The 18,761-nt window shown below is 72.0% G+C and carries 17 protein-coding genes; 9 read left to right on the plus strand and 8 right to left on the minus strand.

Annotation, left to right across the window (positions count from 1 at the left end; translation table 11 throughout):
- Positions 1-117: 117 nt before the first annotated feature.
- The 3 genes from ACSW7Y_RS03965 to ACSW7Y_RS03975 are packed head-to-tail and all read right to left on the minus strand — an operon-like array spanning position 118 to position 3,717.
- Positions 118-2,352, minus strand: coding sequence for a YhgE/Pip family protein (locus ACSW7Y_RS03965; RefSeq protein ID WP_438125040.1), 2,235 nt, complete (start codon positions 2,350-2,352; stop codon positions 118-120).
- Between the two features lies 1 nt (position 2,353).
- A complete protein-coding gene (locus ACSW7Y_RS03970) occupies positions 2,354-3,040 on the minus strand; it encodes a hypothetical protein (protein ID WP_438125041.1) in 687 nt (228 codons plus the stop codon).
- The gene (locus tag ACSW7Y_RS03975) at positions 3,037-3,717 is read right to left on the minus strand and encodes a TetR/AcrR family transcriptional regulator (protein ID WP_438125042.1); all 681 of its coding nucleotides are present in this window, start codon (positions 3,715-3,717) and stop codon (positions 3,037-3,039) included. The genes ACSW7Y_RS03970 and ACSW7Y_RS03975 overlap by 4 nt, the downstream gene beginning before the upstream one ends.
- Positions 3,718-3,877: 160 nt before the next feature.
- Here ACSW7Y_RS03975 and ACSW7Y_RS03980 point away from each other — a divergent pair, with 160 nt between their 5' ends.
- The 6 genes from ACSW7Y_RS03980 (at position 3,878) to ACSW7Y_RS04005 (ending at position 11,037) form a co-directional block, all read left to right on the plus strand.
- Positions 3,878-7,504: a S8 family serine peptidase gene (locus ACSW7Y_RS03980; protein ID WP_438125043.1), complete on the plus strand. Its 3,627-nt coding sequence runs from the start codon at positions 3,878-3,880 to the stop codon at positions 7,502-7,504.
- A 77-nt stretch (positions 7,505-7,581) separates the two neighbouring features.
- Positions 7,582-7,752 carry a hypothetical protein gene (locus tag ACSW7Y_RS03985; RefSeq protein WP_438125044.1) on the plus strand — a complete coding sequence of 57 codons (171 nt, stop codon included), beginning with the start codon at positions 7,582-7,584 and terminating at the stop codon, positions 7,750-7,752.
- 208 nt (positions 7,753-7,960) lie between these two features.
- On the plus strand, positions 7,961-9,265 hold the full coding sequence (locus ACSW7Y_RS03990) for an adenylosuccinate synthase (RefSeq protein ID WP_438125045.1): 1,305 nt from the start codon (positions 7,961-7,963) through the stop codon (positions 9,263-9,265).
- A 2-nt stretch (positions 9,266-9,267) separates the two neighbouring features.
- Positions 9,268-9,825, plus strand: coding sequence for a low molecular weight phosphatase family protein (locus ACSW7Y_RS03995; RefSeq protein ID WP_438125046.1), 558 nt, complete (start codon positions 9,268-9,270; stop codon positions 9,823-9,825).
- Positions 9,826-10,231: 406 nt separating this feature from the next.
- Positions 10,232-10,561, plus strand: coding sequence for a hypothetical protein (locus tag ACSW7Y_RS04000; protein ID WP_438125047.1), 330 nt, complete (start codon positions 10,232-10,234; stop codon positions 10,559-10,561).
- Between the two features lie 146 nt (positions 10,562-10,707).
- Entirely contained in the window at positions 10,708-11,037 is a 330-nt protein-coding gene (locus ACSW7Y_RS04005) for a hypothetical protein (RefSeq protein ID WP_438125048.1), read from the plus strand.
- Positions 11,038-11,098: 61 nt separating this feature from the next.
- Here ACSW7Y_RS04005 and ACSW7Y_RS04010 read toward each other — a convergent pair whose 3' ends face one another.
- The 3 genes from ACSW7Y_RS04010 to ACSW7Y_RS04020 all read right to left on the minus strand — a co-directional run bounded on the left by ACSW7Y_RS04010 (position 11,099) and on the right by ACSW7Y_RS04020 (position 14,988).
- The gene (locus ACSW7Y_RS04010) at positions 11,099-11,830 is read right to left on the minus strand and encodes an SOS response-associated peptidase (RefSeq protein ID WP_438125049.1); all 732 of its coding nucleotides are present in this window, start codon (positions 11,828-11,830) and stop codon (positions 11,099-11,101) included.
- Positions 11,831-11,965: 135 nt separating this feature from the next.
- A complete protein-coding gene (locus ACSW7Y_RS04015) occupies positions 11,966-13,558 on the minus strand; it encodes a GMC family oxidoreductase (protein ID WP_438125050.1) in 1,593 nt (530 codons plus the stop codon).
- The gene (locus tag ACSW7Y_RS04020; RefSeq protein ID WP_438125051.1) at positions 13,555-14,988 is read right to left on the minus strand and encodes an alpha/beta fold hydrolase; all 1,434 of its coding nucleotides are present in this window, start codon (positions 14,986-14,988) and stop codon (positions 13,555-13,557) included. The genes ACSW7Y_RS04015 and ACSW7Y_RS04020 overlap by 4 nt, the downstream gene beginning before the upstream one ends.
- Before the next feature lie 90 nt (positions 14,989-15,078).
- Between ACSW7Y_RS04020 and ACSW7Y_RS04025 the strand changes: the two genes are divergently transcribed.
- Entirely contained in the window at positions 15,079-15,693 is a 615-nt protein-coding gene (locus ACSW7Y_RS04025) for a hypothetical protein (RefSeq protein ID WP_438125052.1), read from the plus strand.
- 6 nt (positions 15,694-15,699) lie between these two features.
- On the opposite strand, the gene ACSW7Y_RS04030 is transcribed toward ACSW7Y_RS04025, so the two are convergent.
- Entirely contained in the window at positions 15,700-16,368 is a 669-nt protein-coding gene (locus ACSW7Y_RS04030) for a hypothetical protein (protein WP_438125053.1), read from the minus strand.
- A 34-nt stretch (positions 16,369-16,402) separates the two neighbouring features.
- Here ACSW7Y_RS04030 and ACSW7Y_RS04035 point away from each other — a divergent pair, with 34 nt between their 5' ends.
- Positions 16,403-16,792, plus strand: coding sequence for a YchJ family protein (locus tag ACSW7Y_RS04035; protein ID WP_438125056.1), 390 nt, complete (start codon positions 16,403-16,405; stop codon positions 16,790-16,792).
- Here the strand turns inward: ACSW7Y_RS04035 and ACSW7Y_RS04040 are convergent.
- On the minus strand, positions 16,779-17,648 hold the full coding sequence (locus ACSW7Y_RS04040; RefSeq protein ID WP_438125054.1) for a shikimate dehydrogenase family protein: 870 nt from the start codon (positions 17,646-17,648) through the stop codon (positions 16,779-16,781). The genes ACSW7Y_RS04035 and ACSW7Y_RS04040 overlap by 14 nt on opposite strands.
- A gap of 54 nt (positions 17,649-17,702) precedes the next feature.
- Between ACSW7Y_RS04040 and ACSW7Y_RS04045 the strand changes: the two genes are divergently transcribed.
- Positions 17,703-18,713 (plus strand): iron-siderophore ABC transporter substrate-binding protein, encoded by a 1,011-nt coding sequence (locus ACSW7Y_RS04045; protein ID WP_438125055.1) that lies wholly within the window; start codon positions 17,703-17,705, stop codon positions 18,711-18,713.
- The last annotated feature ends 48 nt before the right edge of the window (positions 18,714-18,761 follow it).

Below are 18,761 nucleotides of genomic sequence, written 5' to 3' on the forward strand. Positions count from 1 at the left end.
GCTCGCCGCGCGGGCTGAGAGGAACCACGATCCCGACATCGAACCGAGCGCGTGGGCTGGTTCGATGTCGGGATCGTGGTTCGGCGCGCGGCCGCCCGCGGCCCGGGGGCCCCGGCGCTAGCCGATCAGGCTCGGGCGGAGGTCCCGCAGCGTGCGACTCCGGGTCTGCCGGGCGGTCACGACGTACGACACGAGCAGCGCCCCGAGGAGCCAGCAGAGCAGCACGCCGGTGTCCGACCACGCCGCCGCCGCGGAGCCGCCGTACATCGTCTGCCGGATGGCGTCGACCGAGTACGTCATCGGCAGCGCGAAGTGCAGCGCCGCCAACGGCCCCGGCAGCGTCTGCCACGGGAAGGTCCCGCCGGCGGTGACGAGCTGCACGAGCATGAGCACGAGGCCGAGGAACTGCCCGACGGACCCGAGCAGCACGTTCAGCGCCATGATGATCGCCGCGAAGGTGGCCGAGGCGAGCACCATGATGCCGATCGTCGGGCCGGCCTGCACCACGTTCAGGTCGAGCGCGAACCGGACGATGAGGAACAGCGCCACCATCTGCACGACCCCGAGGAGCGCGGGCGTGAGCCAGCCGCCGAGCACCACCCGGAGGGGCTTCCGCACCGCGGTGATCGCCCGCTTCGAGATCGGCTTGAGGATGAGGAACAGCGCGTACATGCCGATCCAGGCCGCGAGGGAGATGAAGAACGGGGCGAGACCGGCGCCGTAGTTGCCTGCCGAGGCCACGTTGTCGTCGCCGACCTTCACCGGGTCCGAGATGACCGACGCCTGGTCCTCACGGGAGGACGCGGTGGACGACGGGATCTTCGTGCGGCCGTCGTCGAGCTCGTCAGCGAGCTCCTTCGATCCGCTCTCGAGCTTCGTGAGCCCGGACGCGAGCGACTCCGCACCGTCGTCGGCCGACGCCGCGCCCGTCGCGAGCTGCGATGCCCCGCTCGACAGGGTCGGCGCAGCTGCGGCGAGCTTCGACGTGCCCGCGGCGACCTGCGACGCCCCGCCGGACAGCGTCGACGCGCCGTCGGCGGCCGAGGCGATGCCGGACGACAGTTCCGGGGCCTTCGCCGCGAGCTTGGCGGTCCCTGCCGCGAGCGTGTCCGACCCGTCCGATGCCTGCTCGATCCCCTCGCTGAGGGCCGGTGCCTTCGCCGCGAGGTCGGCCGCGCCGCCGGCGATCTTCGCCGTGCCGGACGCGACGGCCTGGACACCGTCGGAGACGGTGGGGGCGGTCGTCCCGAGGGTGGTCGCGCTCGTCTGCAGTGAGTCGAGTGCGGCCAGGAGCTTCGCCTTGTCCGCCGCGTCCAGGACGGTCGAGGACGCCACGACCGGCTTGAGCGACGACACGAGCTGCGGGGACTGCTCGGCGAGCTGCTCCACGCCCTCGAAGAACGGCGTCGACGAGTCGGCGAGTTCCTTGCTCTTCGACGCGAGCGTGCCCGCGTTCGACGACAGCGTCGCCGTTCCCGACGGCAGCCCAGCGCTCGCGTCCCGGAGCTGGTGCAGGCCGCTCTGGAGCTGCTGCTGACCGGAGTCCAGCTGCTGTGTCTGCGCGGGCAGGTCTGCCGTCTGCTGCTCGGCGTCCGACAGCCCCGACGCCAGCTTCGCGGCTCCGGTCGAGACCTGCTGCGCACCGCTGTTCAACTGCTGCGTCTGCGACGGCAGGTCCGCGGTTCCGGTGGCGAGCTGTGCTGCTCCCGAGGAGAGCCGGCCGGTGCCGGCTGCGAGCCGGTCGGCGCCGTCCTTCGCGGTCGTGGCGCCGGACGCCAGTCGTCCTGCCCCGTCGACCGCGTCGCCGAGGCTGTCACGCACGTCGGCGAGTCCGACGAGGAGCGACTCGGCGGCCTGCTTGCCGACCCGCTCCGCGACGGCCGTGCGCATCGTCTTGCCCGCCTGCTCGGCGATGGTCGACGCGAGGTACGAGTTGGTGTCGGCGGTCGTCATCGTGAGCTTCGCCTGCTCCGGGTCGTCCGACTGCGCCGAGACGAGCGAGGACGAGAAGTCGTGCGGGATCGTCACCACGAAGTCGTACGTGCCGTTCCGGACCCCGGACCGGGCGTCGGCCGCGGAGGTCTCCGTCCACTTGAAGTCGTGGCCGTCGATCGCCTCCTTCGTGACGTCCTTGCCGTAGTCGACGCGGTCGCCGTCGAGCGTGGCCCCGGCGTCCTGGTCGACGATCGCCGCGGGGACCTGGTCGAGCTTGGCGTAGGGGTCGCGGTTCGCCCACAGGTACGCGCCGCCGTACAGCAGCGGGACGCACATCAGCGCGATGAACGCGAGGCGGGCGAGGGGCGTGGCGGTGAGCCGCGCGAGCTCCGCGCGGACGAGCGAGGTGGTGGTCACGTCAGGACGCTTCCTGGAGGCGCGGGTCGTCTCCGTCGGTGGCGGTCGCGTCGTCGGGGCCGTCGGTGGTGGTCGGTGCAGGGATGGTGTCGAGGAGCGCGGTCGCGGTCTGCGCCGCGGCCTTCGACGTCACGAGGAGGACGGTCACGCCGCGGAGGGCGACGTCGCGCACGACGGCGAACCAGTCCTCGACGGCGCCGCCGTGCCGCTCGGGCGAGGTGATCACCAGTCCGGTGACGCCCTCGCGGAGGAGCGCGAGCTCGACGAGCAGGCGGACGCGGACCTCGGTGGGGACGCGCTGCACGTGCGTGTCGGCGTACTGCGTCATCCCGAGCGACTCGAGCACGGTGTCGACGTGCTCCCGCGAGGGGCGCTGTCCGGCGTAGGCGAGTTCCTCGCGCACGGTGCGTCGGCAGCTCATCACCGGGAAGGGCTCCGCGACCCCGGGGGTGTCCACGAGGGCGAAGGCACGTCGGACGGCAGCCGGGTCCTCGCGTCCGTCGACGAGCACGCGACCCCGGTCGGGACGCATCCGGCCACCCGCGACGAGCGACGCGAGAACGGGAGCCTGCTCGGTCTCGACGGCGACGATGCCCGGACGGCCGGGGCCGGCCACCGCGGACACGGTGGGCAGGGCGGCCCCGGGTTCCTCGCCGATGCCGACGTGGTCGAGTTCGAGGGTGGTCATGCGGAGGGCTCCTCGGTGCTGGTCGGCGAGTTGGTCATCGGCGACGAGGTGGCCGGTGGTGTGGGTTCGGAGAGCAGGGCGGTCCGCCAGCCGATGCCGGTCACGCCGAGCGCGGAGAGGACGACCGTGCGGCGCCCGGCGGCGTCGGAGGTGCCCGACCGGGTGGCTTCGTCGAGCACCGCGATGCACGCGTCCTCGACGAGCCGACCGAGTGCGTCCGGGCTGACGTCGTCGCGCATCGTCCCGTCGGCGATCCCGAGCGCGCACGCTTCGCGCACCCGGGCCCGGACCGGGGCGAACTCGGCCGCGACCGACTGGATGAACGGCTCCCGGACGGCGACGGCCGCCATCGAGCGGACGTGCGAGACCTCGGCCCAGAGCGCCACGGCGATCGCCGCGATGCGTGCAGCGGGCGGGACGTCGGCGAGGTCGCCGGTGGTCGGCATCGCGGCGGCGATCCGCGCGGCGCCGATGGTGACGACCTCGCGCACGAGGTCGTCACGGGAGGGGAAGTGTCCGTAGACCGCACGGCGCGACAGGCCAGCGGCCGCGGCGATCGTCTCGAGTGACGCGTCGGGGTCGCGCTGCAACTCGGTCTTCGCGGCCTCGAGCAACGCCGCACGGTTCTCGGTGGCGTCCCGGCGCGGGGCGCGAGCGGACGGAGCGGGCGTGGTCATGCGCCCATCGTAATAACCTGCACACCGGTGTGCAAGTTCTGATCCGCTGTACCCCGGACGAGGGCCGGTCCTCCGAAGAGGGGACTGTGCCGCCTGAGAGGAACCGCATAGCTTCACAGGAATTCCACGAGAACCACGGACAGAGCCAGGAGTGCGCCCTTTGAACCGTGCAACACCGAACCCGAACCCGACACCACGCCGACTCGCACGCGTCCTGACCGCCGGCATCGCCGCCGCGGCCCTGGCGTGCGCGGGACTCGCGGTCGGCGGTACCGCCGTCGCAGCGACCCCGGGTGTCTCCATCCCCGAGCTGAAGCTCGCGCAGCCCCTGCGTGACGCGAAGCCCACCAAGACGGTCAGCGCGTTCGTGCGCACGACCGGGAAGGGCGCGCTCGAGGTCGACGCGCAGGCGAAGGGCGGGGACCTCTCCCGCTCGAAGTCCCCGTCGACGCAGGCGAAGCAGCGCGTGCAGTCGATCCAGTCGACCACCGCAGCCGTCCGAGCAGCCATCAAGAAGGCCGACTCCGGTTCGAAGGAGCTGTACTCGACCGAGTACACCGTCCCGGGTGTCGCGGTCGTCGCCGACGTCGACGCGCTGCAGCAGATCGCCAAGCGGTCCGACGTCGCGAGCATCATCCCGCTCACGCCGAAGAAGATCGTCGAGCCGACCGTCAACGCCGACGCGGCCGCCGCGCCCTCCGGCGTCGACCCCAGCACGGCGAAGGCCGGCGCCGACGGCGTCGCCCCCAAGAACGCCGCGAGCGACGTGTACACCCGGGCGCTCAACGCCTGGACCCAGACCGGACACACCGGCAAGGGCGTGAACGTCGCGGTGCTCGACACCGGACTCGACTACACGCAGGCGGACTTCGGCGGACCCGGCACGGCCGAGGCCTACACCGACGCCCTCGCGTCGACGGCCGCACCCGCTGCGGGCTCGTACGACCCGGAGAAGTTCCTCGGCGGCTACGACTTCGCCGGTCCCACCTACAACGCGGACCCGACGAGCGACGCCTACCAGCCGGTGCCCGCTCCGGACGACAACCCGATCGACGGCACGGGCGGTGACCACGGCACGCACGTGTCCGGCACCGTCGCCGGCTACGGTCTCACCGCCGACAAGCAGACCTTCGACGGCGACTACACCAAGCTCACCGCGCAGCAGGTCCAGGACATGTGGGTCGGCCCCGGGACCGCTCCGGAGGCCGGGCTCTACGCCCTCAAGGTGTTCGGCGACGGGGGCGGGTCGACCGACCTCACCGGCGCGGCACTCGACTGGGTGGGTCAGGCGCTGACCCAGGGCAAGGACATCAACGTCCTGAACCTCTCGCTCGGCTCCGACTACGGCGCGCCGGACGACCCCGACAACGCGAAGATCGACGCGCTCACCGCCCGCGGTGTGCTGCCCGTGATCGCCTCCGGCAACGCCGACGACTTCACCGACATCGGTGGCTCCCCGGGCACCGCCGAGGGTGCGCTGACCGTCGCCGCGAGCGCCACGGGCCAGTCCCTGTACGACGGCGTCGAGGCGACCGCCCCGAGCGACGTCGCGAAGACCTGGCGTGGGCAGTACTCGCAGGACTTCGAGGGCACGCTGCCGGTCGAGGGCGACGTCGTCGTGCCGACCACGAACATCGACGGCTGCACCCCCTTCACCGGGGCGGACGCCGCGGCGATCGCGGGCAAGGTCGTCTGGCTGAAGTGGACCGACGGCGCGCTCGAGTGCGGCTCGGGCGTGCGCTTCGGCAACGTCGCCGCCGCAGGCGGCGTCGGCGTGCTCCTGGCCGGCACGGTCAACACGTTCGACTCGGGCATCGCGGGGAACGCGACCATCCCGGGCGCCGAGCTGACCCTGGACAGCGTCACGGGCCTCCAGGCCGCCGCGAAGGCGGGGACCCTGCACGTGCGCTTCGCGGACGAGCTCAAGGGCTTCCAGCTCGCCACCGACCCCGAGGCCGTGAACACGCTCGCGTCGTTCACCAGCCGGGGCGTGCACGGGTCGTTCGGCGACATCGTCAAGCCGGACATCGCCGGACCGGGCGTCAACGTCATCTCCGCCGCGAACGGCACCGGTGACGGCCGCATGTCGATGAGCGGGACCTCGATGGCCACGCCGGACGTCGCGGGCATCGCGGCCCTGACCTTCGAGTCGCACCCGACCTGGGGTGCGTACGACGTCAAGGCGGCGCTCATGAACACCGCGACGCACGACGTCAAGGACGGGAACACGGTCGCGACCCAGCTCCGTCAGGGCACCGGTCGCGTCGACGCCCTGCAGGCCGTGGACGCCGACACCACCGTGGTGAGCGTCGAGAACGGCAAGCTCGTCACGGCGTCCTTCGGCGTCGTCGAGGTGTCCGCGAAGGACACGACCGCCGAGCGCTCGCTGCTCGTCACGAACACCGACTCGGTCGCCCACACGTACGACGTGGCCTACCAGTCGCGGGTCGCCCAGCCGGGTGTCACGTTCTCGGTGGACAAGCAGCAGGTCACGGTCCGTGCCGGTGGCGGCGCGGTCGTCAAGCTGACCATGCGGGTCGCCGACCCGACGCAGCTGCGCCGGGTGATCGACCCCACGCAGGAGGCGGTCCAGCAGGGGTACCAGCGAGAGTTCGTCGCCGCGGCGACGGGCCTGGTCACCTTCACGCCCACCGACTCCACGCAGGGAGCGCTCCGACTCGGCACGTACGCCGCGCCGAAGCCGGTGAGTGCGATGAAGGGGAGCGGCATCACGTTCTCGGGCACCACGAAGGCCGACCTCACGCTGAGCGGTCGCGCGGTCGACCAGGGCGGCCTGACCACGGGCTACCACGCCGCGGTCGCCCCGTTCGTGCTCGGTGGCACCGACGGTGCCGAGGCGTTCCCGGCCGGTTCAGCTGAGCAGTCCCTCCGGGCGGCCGACGTGCGGTCCTACGGGGCGAGCTACGACAAGGCCTCGGACGTGCTCGCCTTCGGCGTGCAGACCCAGGGTCCCGACGCCAACCCGGGCGCCGTGACCAACGTCGAGGTCTGGATCGACGTCAACGGTGACGGCACCGACGACTACGTCGTGTACGACACCAAGTCCGCAGCGGTCGACGCGACCTTCGTCACGACGGTCGACCTGGCCACCGGCAAGACGGTCGACGCCTACCCGCTGAACGCCGGCGCGCCCGGTCAGGACGTCAACACGTTCGACAGCGCCGTGAAGGTCCTGCCGGTGACGGCGAGCCTGATCGGGGCCACGGGCAAGCAGATCAGCTACCGCGTGGAGACCGAGTCGGTGTACGCGACCGGCGTCACCGGGTCCTCCGTGGTCGACTCGATGCCGGCGACGACGTTCGACCTCGGCAAGCCGGCCCTGACCTTCGCCCAGTCGGGCACGGGCGGGACGCTGTTCGCCGACAAGGGCTCGCTCCAGGTGACCCGCGCGGAGGGTGCCACCAGCCCGAAGGTCCTCCTGTTCCACCTCGGCAACGCGGTGGGCTCGCAGGCGCAGAGCATCGCGCCGAAGATCGTCACCAAGCTCGCGCTCAAGGCGGGCAGCTCGGTGTCGGTCAGCGGGACCGCGAAGGTCGGGAAGACCCTCACCGCGGTCCACGGCGAGTGGGACGCGGGCAGCGCGAAGGTGACCTACGCCTACCAGTGGTACCGGGACGGCAAGGCGATCTCGAAGGCGACCGGCTCCACGTACAAGGTCACCTCCGCCGACGTCGGCAAGCGGCTCAAGGCGAAGGTCGTCGCCAAGGCGTCCGGCTACCTGGACGGCCAGGCCGTGACGAAGGAGACGGCGAAGGTGACGAAGTAGCCCGACAAGGCTCGCCCGGAGTGCGCTGACGGGACAGGTAGTTAGACAAACTAGCCATCTCGTGGAAAGGTGATCGCATGCGACAGCAGAGCGACATCAAGCAGCTCCGGGCGAACCCCGTGGAGTGGCGTCGACGTGGTCTCACCCCGCCCGACGTGATCCAGGCCATGGTCGAGGAGCGGCTCCGCGAGCCGGGCCACAGCCAGCCGGTCGGGGATCCCGCGTACGCGGACTTCTTCCGCAGCTGAGGCTGCGAAGACGGTCGCGATTCGGGCGCGACCGGGCAACGAACGGGAGGCACGGTGCCAGCTGGCACCGTGCCTCCCGTCTGTCCGTGGGCGGGTCGTCCACAGGAGCCGTCCGGACGGTGGCGTGCAGGTGACCAGCCGATAGACTCGGGTGGACCACCGACCGAGCCGGTCGTGTGCGGTCCTCCGCCAACGTGAGGAGAACCAGATGCCCGCAGCAGTCATCATCGGCGCCCAGTGGGGCGACGAGGGCAAGGGGAAGGCCACCGACCTCCTCGGCTCCCGCATCGACTACGTCGTCAAGTTCAACGGCGGCAACAACGCCGGGCACACCGTCGTCGTGGGTGGCGAGAAGTACGCGCTGCACCTGCTGCCCTCCGGGATCCTCACGCCCGGCGTCACCCCGATCATCGGCAACGGCGTGGTCGTCGACCTCGAGGTCCTCTTCCAGGAGCTCGACGCGCTCAAGGCCCGCGGTGTCGACGTGTCCCGGCTGCTCGTCTCGGCGAACGCCCACGTCATCACGCACTACCACCGCACCATCGACAAGGTGACCGAGCGGTTCCTCGGCAAGCGGCAGATCGGCACGACCGGCCGCGGCATCGGCCCGACCTACGCCGACAAGATCAACCGCGTCGGCATCCGCATCCAGGACATCTTCGACGAGAACATCCTGCGGCAGAAGGTCGAGGCGGCCCTCGACCAGAAGAACCACCTGCTCGTGAAGGTCTTCAACCGTCGGGCGATCGACGCGGAGGAGGTCGTCGAGTCGCTGCTCTCGTTCGCCGACCGGCTGCGCCCGATGGTCGCGGACACCGCGCTCGAGATCCACCGTGCACTCGAGCGCGGCGACACCGTGCTCTTCGAGGCCGGCCAGGCGACGATGCTCGACGTCGACCACGGCACCTACCCCTTCGTGACGTCGTCCTCCGCGACCGCGGGGGGTGCCGCGACCGGTTCCGGGATCGGTCCGGGCAAGCTCGAGCGCATCATCGGCATCGTCAAGGCGTACACGACCCGCGTCGGCGCCGGCCCCTTCCCGACCGAGCTGTTCGACGAGTCGGGCGAGTTCCTGCGCGCGAACGGTTTCGAGTTCGGCACCACCACCGGCCGCCCGCGGCGCTGCGGGTGGTACGACGCCCCGATCGCCCGCTACACGGCGCGCATCAACGGCGTGACGGACTTCGTGCTCACCAAGCTCGACGTCCTCACCGGGCTGTCGACGATCCCGGTCTGCGTCGCGTACGAGGTCGACGGGCAGCGCGTGGACGAGGTCCCCGTGAACCAGTCGGACTTCCACCACGCGAAGCCGATCTACGAGGAGTTCCCCGGCTGGACCGAGGACATCACCGGTGCCCGGACGTTCGAGGACCTGCCGCAGGCCGCGCAGGACTACGTCCTCGCCGTCGAGCGGATGTCCGGCGCGCGGATCTCGGCCATCGGCGTCGGCCCGGGGCGCGACGCGATCGTCGTCCGGCACGACCTGCTCGGCGCCGCCACGACCGCGTCCTGAACATGCGGGTCCTGTTCGTCTGCAGCGGCAACCTCTGCCGGTCGCCGCTCGGCGCGCAGGTCCTCACCGCCCGGCTCGGCCGTGACGCCCCCGCGTTCACGGTCGAGTCAGCCGGCACGATCGCGCAGGACGGCGCCCCGATGGACGAGTCCGCTGCCGCGCAGTCGCGGCGGCTCGGGGGCTCGCCGGACGGTCATCGTGCGCGGTACCTGACGCCCGCCATCGCCGGCGAGGCCGACCTCGTGCTCACGGCGGAGCGCCCGCACCGGGCCGCGGTCGTGTCCCTGGCTCCCCGCGCCACGAAGCGGGCGTTCACGATCCGGCAGTTCGCACGCGTGCTCGACGCCCTCGAGCCCGCCGACCTCGCCGGTGTGTCCACCGGCGCCGAGCTCGTCGAGCGGGTCGCTCGGCTCCGGGGGTCGGTGGCGCCGCCGGCCGACCCGGGGGACGACGACGTCGACGACCCGTACCGGCGCTCGGAGGCGACGCACGCCCGGGTCGCCGACGAGATCGGTGCTGCCGTGACGATGATCGCGGACGCCTTGCGCGCGGTGCGCTGACGGCTGCCGGCTGCCTGCGGCTGCCACTGCGCGCGGCTGCCGCTGCGGTGGGGCGTCGCGAGTCTCGTGCTGAGCGACAAGCCTCGCGAGCACGAGCACGAGACTCGTCGCACAGCACGAGTCTCGTGGGCGTGGCGGCGAGTCTCGCGTGCGTGGTGCCGAGTCTCTTGCGCGCGGTGCCGAGTCTCGTGCGCTGTACCCCGGAACCGGTTCATCCACGGAACGAGTACCCCGTCGGGGGACGTGTACCCCGAACTGCCGTCGGCAGCCCCCGGAAACACGGGCTTCTGCGATGCGCCTCATTGACACAACCCGTGAATGCACGCGGCTGGGTGGCGCGTGGCACGTGCCTTCTCGTAGCGTTCTGGTGTCAGCAGATGTACCCCGGAAGGCGAAGGAGCACGACATGAGCACGACCGTCCAGACCGACACCCGAGCCGAAGTCACGCTCGACACCGACACCGTCGACACGATCGCGATCCTCGAGGCTGACGCCGCCGTGCACGGCCGCGCGAGCCGCGCCAAGCTCACCTGGACCCAAGAGGACGAGGACGAGTGGGTCGCGAACTACGGCGGCTACTTCGGCGGTTCCGTCGACAAGCGTGACGGGCGCTACGTCGCCTCTGACACGTTCGGCCTGGTCGTCGGCGACTTCGCGTCGCTCGAGGAGGCCCAGGGTCGTCTCGCCGACCAGCTCCACGTCATGCTCCCGGCCGTCATCCGGCCGGTCGCGTAGTGCCGGGCGACCATCCGCGACCGTCGTCGGACGGACCCACGGACAGCACCGCACTGCTCGACACCGCACCGCACAACACCACACCGCGCAGCACCGCGGGGCTGCGCACCACGACACACAGCGCGATCAGCACCAGGAGCACCACCATGAGCACCCCCGTCGTCTCCGGCCAGCACACCGAGGTGGACGTCGACACGGCGACCATCGAGCTCATCACGGGCATCGGTGACGGCATCGTCTCGCCCGCTGCACCGGCCCGTGCGCACGTCGTGTGGTCCGAGGCGGACACGGGGCTGTGGGCAGCGAACTACGGCGGGTACTACGGCGGTGTGGTCGACCAGCAGGGCGCACACTTCTTCGTGTCCGACACCTTCGGGCAGTACGTCGGGGACTACCGGTCGCTCGAGGAAGCCCAGGACCGACTGGCGGAACGACTGCACACACTGCTGCCGGACGTCCGTCGCACGCTCGACTGAACGAGACGAACCCCTCCGAGACCCCGCCACCGGCGGGGTCTTCGTCGTCTCCGGGCAGGGCTCAGGCGATGGGGGCGATCAGCTGCGGCCCCTGGTTCCGGACGCTGTTCACCGCGCGGGAGACCTCGTACTGCTCCAACCCGGCAGCGACCGCGAGCGACTCGTGGTCGAGCAGCGCGAGCAGGTCGTCCGATCCGAGGCCGCCGTCGAGCCAGTCGTCGTAGCCGTCGGGCGTGAGGAACGCCGGCATGCGGTCATGGACCTCACCCGGCGCGACGTGGGCGTCCCTCGTGATGATCGCGAGTGACAGCCGCCACTTGTCCGGATCGTCCTCGGGCTTCGCCGGATCGGGCCAGGCGCTCACGACACCCGCCATGGCCAGGGCACCACCGGGTTCGTGGACGAAGTGCGGTTCCTTCCCGTCCTCGCGCACGACCCACTCGTAGTAGCCCGACGCGGGGACGATGCACCGGTTCGTCGCGAAGGCCCGCTTGAACATCCCGCTCGTGGCGACGGTCTCGATCCGGGCGTTGATCGGCTTGGGGCGTTGCTTCTGGAAGTCCTTCGCCCAGCTCGGCACGAACCCCCAGCTGATCTGCGGGAGCTCGCGCTGCCCGTGGCGTTGCCGGACGGCGTACACCGGGTCGGTCGGGGCGACGTTCCAGCTCGGGGCGAGGCCGGGGCGGACCTCGCCGGTGTCCTCGTCGACGTGCTCGGTGCGTGCGGCGAGCTCGCCGACGAGTTCAGGGAGCAGATCAGCGGTGGTGTCGGAGACGACGAACCTTCCACACATGGCGCCAGTCTGCCCGGAACCGCCGACAGGCGTCCGCGCCGGCTGGTCCGCGCCCACCGGCGTTCGCCGCCGGGTGCTCCGACCGGCGTCCGCCGGCGGGCGTCAGGCCCGGCGAGCGCTGGCCGGCACCGGGCGTCAGCCCCGCACGCTCGCCGTCTCCCGCGATCCGCCACCCTCGGGCGCACCCGCGAGCATCCGGTCCGCCGTCCGCAACGACAGCGCCATGATCGTCAGCGCCGGGTTCGCGATCACCGCGCTCGGGAACACCGAGTTGTCGCAGACCCAGAGGTTCGGCACGTCCCACGACCGGCCGTCCCGGTCCACGACGGACGAGGACGCGTCGGTCCCCATCCGCGCTGTACCGATCGTGTGCGCGGTCCGCTCGAGCACGCGGACGTCCCGACCTCCGGCGGCCTCGACGATCGCCGTCATGGTCCGCACGGCGTGCCGCTCGATCGCGTCCTCGTTCTCGCCGGGGCTGAACGTGACCCGAGCCCTGGGCACCCCGTGGGCGTCGAGCTCGTCGGTCAGCTCGAGGCGGTTCCCGTCGTACGGCAGGCACTCGGCGTTGATGCCGACCCCGGCCATCCGCGGGTAGTCGCGCATGGCGTCGACGAGTGCCTTCCCCCGGAGCCCACCTCCACGCACGAGCGTCGTGGCGAAGGTCAGCGGCTGCACGCCGAGGCTCTGGATGAGGTACCCGCCCGCGAAGTCGGCGTCGGCCGGCCGCACGAAGTCCTCGGTGATGATCGACGACGGGTACCCCCGGTAGGACCGCATCGACTCGTCGAAGGTCGCCCACACCTGGGTTGCACCGTGCGCGGTGAAGTTCCGCCCGACCTGACCGCTGGAGTTCGCGAGCCCGGTGTGCAGCAGGAGTCTCGGCGTCTCGACGCCACCCGCGGCGAGGACGAGCGAGCGGCACCGCTGCCGGTGGTCGCGGCCGCCCTGGTGGTACACGACCGCCTCGACCCGTCCGAGCGCATCGAGCTCGATCCCGTGCACGAAGGCCTCCGGCCGGATCTCGGCGCCGAAGGCCACCGCAGCGGGCAGGTAGGTGGTGTCCATCGACACCTTCGACCCGTTCCGGCAGCCCTGGTGGCAGGACCCGCACGAGACGCACGCCTGGCGGAGCCCGTGGTGCTCCTGGTGCCGGTCCTCGGTGGTGAGCCCGACGGGGGCGTCCGTCGCGGTGATGCCGAGCGCCGCGGTGCCGCGCATCATCATGTCCGACGACGCGTTCCGTGCCGGGGGCCGCATGCGGTACCGGCGCGACGGGTCCCACGGGTAGTGCTCGGGCCCCGCAACGCCGACGTCGTGCTCGACCTGCTCGATGTAGCCGGTCAGCTCGTCGTGGTCGATCGGCCAGTCCTCGCCCTCGCCGGACTCGGTCCGGAGCTGCAGGTCGTGTCGGCTCGGTCGCGGCGTGAACGCACCCCAGTGCAGCGTCGACCCGCCGACCCCGGTGCCGCTGTTGTTCGGGCCGAAGGCCGTCGGGGCGTCGCCGCCGCTGATCCGCTCGTCCATCCAGTTGACGTCGGCGGGTGCGAGCACCTCGTCGGGGGTGTGGTCGCCGGGCTCGGTGTTCCTCCCCGCTTCGAGCGCGACGACCGAGAGCCCGCGTCGTGCCAGTGCAGCGGTGAGCGGAGCGCCGCCCGCGCCGGTGCCGACGACGACCACGTCGACGACCTCGTCCTCGTCCCAGTGTCGCTGTCCGTCGAGTCTCATCGCGTCGTCTCCGCTCCGGTCGTGTCCTCGGGAAGCGCGGCGGCGGCCTTCGGCGGCCCCGCTTCCCATGCCTCACGCTGCCCGGCGCCGAGCAGCTGGAAGCCCTGCTTCCGCACGCCGTCACCGCCGTTCGCGTAGCCGTCGTAGTCGATCGCCGCCATCGTCGCCGGGTGCGCGAGCCACTGCTTCGCGAGGTCGACCGCAGCGTCCTCGGCCCAGGCGGCCAACTGCGAGACGGTCAACGGCCCGACCGGCTCGTACGACCCGTCCTCGATCGCAGCGAGGACGTCAGCGAGGACGGCAGCGAGCTCGTCGGCGAGCACCCCGTCGTGGTCGTCGCCGGTGGCACCGTCACGCGAGGCCGCCGCTCCGAGCTCGTCGAGCGCGGCCCGGTACGCCTCGACGTCCGTCGGCAGTCCGTCCGGCCGCCAGCCGTCACCTGCCCCGTCCGCCAACTGCGCGTCCACTCGGAGGGCGACGTCGACGGTCCGTCCGCCCGACTGGGGCACGACCACCGCGGCGACGGCCCGGAGCGTGTCGAGTTGCGCGGGCGTGAACACCTGCGGTTCGGCGTCGGGGTCGTCCGCGAGCGCCCGGGCGGCCAACGCGCCGCGGGTCGTCGCGCTCACCCGCGGCGAGGCGATGACCCGGGCGTGCTCCGCCGGGACCACCGGTCCGTTCGCGGCGTGGCGCTCCCAGAACGTGCGGATGCGGTCGGCGACGTCGTCGGGTTGCTCCCACGGCAGCAGGTGCGCGGCGCCGGGGACGATCGCGAAGGTGCCGTTCGGCCAGTGCGGCAGGACGAGTTCCTGCTGCGCCGAGGGTCCGAGGTCACCGTCCTCGGCGCCGGCGAGCACGAGCGCGGGCACCGGGTTCGTCGTGTCGTCGGACCAGTCCTCGCGGCTGCCCCGCTCGAGCCAGGCACGCCACGCCTCGGGGTCGGTGCGCTCGACGTCGTACACCGCCGACCGCAGGCGGTCGGAGCGCAGGGTCGCGGCGGTGTTCGCGTCGACGAACTCGCCGGCGTGGTCGGTGTTGATGTGCCCGGCGGCGGCCCAGTCGAGCATGGCCTGTCGGCGGTCCTCACCCATGGGCTCGGGGGAGCGCGGCGATGCGGCCAGCAGGACGACGCCGCGCAGGCCGAAGAGGCCGTTCGCGCCCGAGATCGTGCGGTCCGCGACGATCGCGGCGACCTTGCCGCCCATCGAGTGTCCGACGAGTGCCCACTCCGTGACGCCGCTCCGTCCGATGGCCCGCTCGACGCGTTCGACCATGTCCTCGACGGTCGTGCCGGAGGACGCCGGGCTCGTCCCGAAGCCCGGGAGATCGATGCCGACCAGGTCGAGCACGTCCTCCAGCCGGTCGTGCAGCAGCGCGAACTCCTCGGAACTCGAGCCGAGGGCGTGGAGGCAGAACGCGGTGGCGGGCATGCGTTCGTTCCTACGCGTCGCGCCTTGTGGACAAGGAGTGGTGCTGTACCCCTCGTGATGGGAACGGGTGACATCCGGTAGAACCGAGGAGTGTTCCGACTCGGGTGCTCCGTCTTCCGCCGCCACGCCGGCGACGTCTTCGACCACGCCCGCGTCCGGCGCGCCGCCGCGATCGCGGCAGCGGCCCTCGTCGTGAGCGTGGTCGCCCTGTCCGGCCTGGAGGCACGGCTCGGCTGGACGGGGACCGGCCCCGTCCGCAGCGTGGTCGCGATCGCACTCCTCGCGCTCGGGGTCGGCCTGCTCGCGTTCGGGTGCATCCCGATCCGGCGTCCCCTCGAACCCGCCGCGACGATCAACGGCCGACCGGTCCGCGTGGACCTGCGGTTCGCCGCCCGGCCGACGACGAAGCGGTACCTCCGTCGACGCGCCGAGCCGGTCCTTCCCGAGGACCGCGACGCCGTCCTCACCGACACCCTGCTGCTCCGCCGCGGTCTCATCGCCCTGATCGGCCGCGCCGGCCCGCTCCTCGGCGCGGGGGTCGCGGCCGCGTGCGCCTGCGTCGTGACGGGCTGGACGCAGTGGTTCCCCCTGCTCTGGATCGCGGGCTACGCGTTCTCGGTCCCCGGCAGTCTCGTCGACCTCGGGCGTACCGAACGGGCGCGGCGCGCGGCGCTCGCCACTCCGGAGCCGCCACCGACCGACTGACCGAGCTCACTCCCCGGGCAGTGCGAGCTTGCTGCCGCTCGGGCCGCCCGGACGACCGCGCTTCGGGGGAGTCGGGGGCACGGGTGGGAGCGCGGACGCCTCCTCCCGGAGCTGCTCCTGTCTGCCGAGCGTGCGGATGCCGATGGCCCCGTAGCCGCCGGCGATCAGCGGCCACACCGGTGCGTACAGGAACACCGGGCCGTGGGCGACGGTCTCCGTGATCGCGACGAGGATCCCGCCGACCAGGCCGAACACCCACGACCCGAGCAGGAACGAGCTCTGCAGGGTTGCCCGGACGACGGGGTCGCGACTGACGTCGATGCCCCGCAGCACGATGTCCCGGTGCTCCGGCGCCACCGGCGGCGGGTTCCGGCCGTAGTAGCGGGCGACCGCCTCCTGCGTGCGCCAGCCGATCCCCGGCACGGGAAGGATCGCCCACCCCTTCGGTCCGATGCGGCAGAACACCATCGAGAACCCGCCCGCGGCGATGCCGAAGAGCAGGGCCGCCACCACGCCGGCCACGGTGATCCCGTCGGTCAGGGCCGCGACGACGAGCAGTCCGACGAACACCGCCGGCGCGACGATCGCCGCCACCACCACGAGCCGTCGTCGATCCCGGTCGGAGACGAGCTCGGGCAGCCGCGTGCGGAACACCTGCCAGCCGAGTCGGAACACCACTCCTGCCTACACGCGCTACCGTCGTCCGGTGATCGCCGAGACCGACCGCTGCCCCTGCCTGAGCGGGAACCCCTACGGCGAGTGCTGCGGCCCCCTGCACGCCGGCGCCCCCGCGCCGACCGCCGAACGGCTCATGCGCTCCCGGTTCACCGCGTTCGCACTCGGGCTCCCCGAGTACCTGCTCGCGACCTGGCACCCGAGCACGCGCCCGTCGTCCCTCGACCTCGACGACACGCAGCGGTGGACCCGGCTCGACATCGTCGGCACCCGCGCCGGCGGACCGTTCGACACCGCGGGCTCGGTCGCCTTCCGGGCGTACTGGCGCTCGGCGGACGAACGCGGCGTCCTCGAGGAGACGAGCGACTTCGTCCGGGAGGACGGCCGGTGGCTGTACGTCGACGGTGTCGTCAGCGCGGGCTGATCGACGGCTCCAGGCCGACAGCGGACCGCATCGCCCGACGCACCGCGGCCTCGTCGGGCAGCAGCTGGTCCTGGTCCCCGGTCAGGAAGAAGCGGATCTGCCCGATCGCCTGCTCGGTCAGCATGTCGAGACCGTTGAGCACCCGGCCGCCGGCGTCGGACCAGCGGGTCGCGGCGGCGGTCGGCCAGGGCTCGTAGGCGACGTCGAACAGCACCGCATCCGGGTCGGACGGCACCAGGTCGAGGCCGTCCGCGGCACCGCCCGGCAGCGTCGACAGGACGAATCCGTGGTGCGTGCCCGGGAGCTCGGTCAGCGCGTGCACCTCGAGGGACACCCCGAGACGGACGGCGAGGTCGACGAGGCGTCGGGACTTCGCAGGATCGCGCAGGAACACCCGCACGAGGACCGCCCCGAGCCGGACGGCAGCCGTGAGGGCGCTCGCCGCCGTCGCACCGCCGCCGAGGATCGTCGCCTCGCCCGGCAGGTGCCCCAGTGCCTCGACCGGCCGCACCAGCCCCTCGACGTCGGTGTTCGCACCCAGTCGCTCGACGTGGCCCCCGACCGTGCGGATGGCGACCGTGTTGGCGACCCCGAGCTCGTCGACGAGCGGAGTCGTGCGGTCGAGCAGCGGCAGCACCTCCCGCTTGAGCGGCATGGTGAGGCTGAGGCCGCGCCATTCCGGGCCCAGCCCCGCGACGAACGCACCGAGCCCGCCGGACGCCACCTCGTGCCTCCCGTACGTGAAGGGCACCCCCAGGACGTCGTAGGCCGCTGCGTGGAGGGTGGGCGAGAGCGAGTGTGCGACGGGGGAGCCGAGCACCGCGAGGTGGGAGCGGGCCGGATCGGAGTACTGCACCCGATCAGCGTACTCAGCCGCCGATGTCAGATGACTTAGGGTAGCCTTACCTCCGTGATCCGCTCCTCTTCCCGACTCCGCCGCGCGCTCGCAGCCGCGGGCGCCGTCGTCGCAGCATCCCTCGTCCTGGCCGGATGCGCGTCCGGCTCCGGCACCTCCACCGACGACGCGTCGTCCTCGACGAAGGCGGACGGTCAGTTCCCGGTGTCGATCACCACGGCTCTCGGCACCACCGAGATCACGACCGCCCCCAAGCGCGTCGTCGCGCTGGGCTGGGGTGACGCCGAGACCGCGCTCGAGCTCGGCGTGCAGCCCGTCGGCGCGAGCGACTGGCTCGGCTTCGGCGGCGACGGCGTCGGCCCCTGGCTCAAGGGTGCGTACACGAAGTCGCCGAAGATCATCCAGACGCTCGAGCCGAGCTACGAGGACATCATCAAGCTCAAGCCGGACGTCATCCTCGACACCAAGAGCTCGGGCGACGCCGACCGCTACGCGAAGCTCTCCGCGATCGCCCCGACCGTCGCCGTGCCCAAGGGCGGCGCGAACTACCTCACGACCACGAAGCAGCAGGTCGACATGATCGCGAAGGCACTCGGCAAGGAGTCCGAGGGCAAGAAGCTGCTGTCCGGCCTCGACGACGCCTACGCCGCGGCCCGCAAGGCGCACCCCGAGTTCGCGGGGAAGACCGCCGTCGTCGGCTCGTACTCGTCCGAGGGCTTCGGGGCGTACGCCTCGTCGGACAGCCGGTCGCAGTTCATGGAGAACCTCGGCTTCACCATCCCGAAGGCCATCGACCAGCAGGCCGGCAAGCAGTTCTCGGTGAGCCTCTCCGACGAGAACCTCGACCTGCTCGACGCCGACCTCACGCTCGTCCTGCCGATCTTCGTCGACGCCTCCGAGGCGTCCTCGAACAAGCTGTTCCAGAAGGTCCCGTCGGTCGAGGCCGGACACGACATCGTCTTCGACGACAAGGACGTGTCGAACGCGTTCTCGATCGGTACCACCGCAGCGATCGAGTGGGCGCTCGACAAGCTGCCCTCGCAGTTCGCGGAGAAGCTCGGCTGACGCCGGCCCCGTCACGACGACGCCCCCGCCGGTCAGGCGGTGGGGGCG

The sequence above is a fragment of the Curtobacterium flaccumfaciens genome, from assembly GCF_051548005.1.
In the GTDB taxonomy this organism is placed as follows: domain Bacteria; phylum Actinomycetota; class Actinomycetes; order Actinomycetales; family Microbacteriaceae; genus Curtobacterium.